Origin of the sequence: Streptomyces sp. 13-12-16 (assembly GCF_002114215.1) — a bacterium.
In the GTDB taxonomy this organism is placed as follows: domain Bacteria; phylum Actinomycetota; class Actinomycetes; order Streptomycetales; family Streptomycetaceae; genus Streptomyces.
In genome coordinates, this window is record NZ_NCTE01000715.1 from 1 (window position 1) to 2,718 (window position 2,718).

The 2,718-nt window shown below is 73.4% G+C and carries 2 protein-coding genes; one reads left to right on the forward strand and one right to left on the reverse strand.

The window, feature by feature from the left end; genetic code table 11:
* Window positions 1-347 precede the first annotated feature (347 nt).
* Window positions 348-1,886: an MFS transporter gene (locus B7767_RS26895; RefSeq protein ID WP_085574444.1), complete on the forward strand. Its 1,539-nt coding sequence runs from the start codon at window positions 348-350 to the stop codon at window positions 1,884-1,886.
* 21 nt (window positions 1,887-1,907) lie between these two features.
* Here B7767_RS26895 and B7767_RS26900 read toward each other — a convergent pair.
* A partial coding sequence (locus B7767_RS26900; RefSeq protein WP_107486350.1) for an endonuclease/exonuclease/phosphatase family protein occupies window positions 1,908-2,718 on the reverse strand: 811 nt, incomplete at its 5' end.

Here is a 2,718-nt window from a genome sequence, read left to right on the forward strand (position 1 = left end):
CGGTCCTCCCTCACCGGCGGCCCGCGGTCCCGGCCGGCACGGGGCGCACGGCGGGCTGCCACGCGTCACGGGACCGACGGACAGCGCACGACCGGAGCCGCGGGTCGGAGGCCGGGCCCACCGCATCGTGGGGAACCCTGCTCCGGTCCGAACGGCCCGGGGCGGCGGAGGCGGAGTTCCGGGACGCCGAAGACCGCAGGTGCCCGCCGTCCGGCAGCCCGGTGAAGCGGCGTTCACCCACCGCCGCCGGCTGCCGTGGGCCTCCCGGCGGGCCGTGGTGATCGAGATGTAGGCAACGGGACGTGCGCGTACGGTCGAACGGTGGACCCCCGAAAGGGTGACCCGGCATGACCAGAAGCAGTCCGCGACCGGCCTCCGCGCCGCAGAACGCCGTCCAGGACACCGGCGGCGGTGGGAACGCGATGGCGCTGCTGGTCATCGCGTCGTGTCAGCTGATGGTGGTGCTGGACATCACCATCGTGAACATCGCGCTGCCGCACATCCAGCGCTCCCTGGACTTCTCCACCACCAGCCTGTCGTGGGTGGTCAACGCCTACACCCTGACCTTCGGCGGTCTGCTGCTGCTCGGCGGCCGGACCGGCGACATCCTCGGCAGACGGCGCGTCTTCGTCGTCGGCGTGCTGCTCTTCGCGCTGGCCTCGCTGCTCGGCGGGTTCGCCCAGAACTCCGGCCAACTCCTCGCCGCCCGCGCCCTCCAGGGCGTGGGAGGCGCCATCGCCTCCCCGACGGCCCTCGCCCTGATCAGCACCACCTTCCGCGAAGGGCCGGAACGCAACCGGGCCTTCGGGGTCTTCGCCGCGGTGTCGGCGGGCGGCGGCGCGATCGGGCTGCTCGCCGGGGGCGTGCTCGTGGAGTGGCTGAACTGGCGGTGGGTGCTCTTCGTCAACGTCCCGATCGGGCTGCTCATCGCCCTCGCCGCACCACGCTGGATCGGGAAGTCCGAACGCCACCCGGGCCACTTCGACGTCACCGGCGCGCTGACCTCCACCGTCGGCATGGTGCTGCTGGTCTACGGGTTCATCAGGGCCGCGCAGGACGGCTGGCGGGACCCGCTCACCCTGGCCTCGTTCGCCGCGGCCGTCCTCGTCCTCGCCGGGTTCGTCCTGGTCGAGAGGAGGTCGAGGCAGCCCATCACCCCGCTGCACATGTTCGCCGACCGGAACCGCGCGGGCACGTACGGCATCATGCTGTGCCTGGCCGCGGCGATGTTCGGCATGTTCTTCTTCCTGACGCTCTTCGTGCAGGACGTGCTGGACTTCAGCCCCCTGCGGGCCGGACTCGCCTTCCTGCCGGTCAGCGCGGTCATCGCGATCGGCGCCGGACTGGCCTCGCGGTTCCTGCCCGTGTACGGGCCCAAACCCTTCATGGTCGGGGGTGGTGTGCTCGCGGCGGCGGGCCTGGGCTGGCTGACGCTGACCGACGTCCACTCCACCTACGCGGGCAGCGTCCTCGGGCCGATGCTGGTCTTCAGCCTCGGCATGGGCATGGAGTTCGTGTCGCTGACGCTGATGGCGCTGTCGGACGTACCCGTGCGGGAGAGCGGCGCGGCCTCCGGCCTCCTCAACGCCACCCAGCAGGTCGGCGGTTCGCTCGGTCTGTCCATCCTGGTCACGGTGTTCGGCACGGTGAGCGGCAACGAGGCGGAGAAACAGGTTCCGCTCTTCCTGCGGCAGGCGACCCCCGCCGAGCGCCTGCGCTTCCAGCGCACCGGGGAGCTGCCGCCGCCCTGGGCCGACGAGGTCCTCACCTCCGGTGTCTCGGCGGCCTTCGTCATGGCGGCGATCTTCGCCGTGCTCGCCGCGCTGATCGCCGTGGTGGCCATCCAGGTCCGCCCCTCCGACCTGCGACGCCTCCAGGGCGGGTGAGCGGGCCCGCCGGTGACCGGTTCAGCGGCCGCGTCGGCGGACCTCCAGGTCCGTGACCACGGGCCGGTGGTCCGATGCCTGCGTCGCCACCGTACGGGCGCCGGTCACGCGGATGCCGGGCGAGACGGTGACGAGGTCGATGCGCTTGACCGGGTCGATCGCCGGGTACGTCCCGCCGGCGTCGGGGGCGGCGTCCCGCAGCCGCTCCCACAGCGGCGCCAGCTCGGGGGCGCCCGCCTCGGCGTTGAAGTCACCGACCAGGACCTTCGGTCCGCGGTCGGCGGCCAGGACGCCGAGCATGTCCGCCACCTGCGCCTCGCGGACCGACGGGTCGGCCCGGTAGTCCAGGTGCGTGGTGTAGACGTGCACGTGCGCGCCCCGCACGTCGACCACCACCTCGGCGAAGCCCGGCGCCGGGGCCGGTACCGGATCGGGTGTCTGGGTGGAGAGCCGGGTGATCTCGTGGTTCTCGGCGGCGAGCACCGGGTGGCGGCTGAGCACGGCGACGCCGAACTGCCGCCGCTCACCGCCCTGGCCGGCCGGGTCCAGGTCGTAGATCGGCGCGAAGAACACCCGCATGCCCAGCTTCCCGGCCAGTGCGCGTGCCTCGTCGGCGAAGTCGCTCCGGGCACCCCAGTGGACGTCGACCTCCTGGAGGCCGATCACGTCGGCGCGCAGGCCGCGCAGGGCCGCCGCGGTGCGGTCCAGGTCGAAGACCTGGTCCTGGCCGGCCCCGGCGTGAATGTTGTACGTCGCCACCCGCAGCGGCACCGCGGGGGCGGATGCGCCGGGAGCGCCGGCGGCCGTGGCCGGTGCGGCCGCGGCCGGCAGG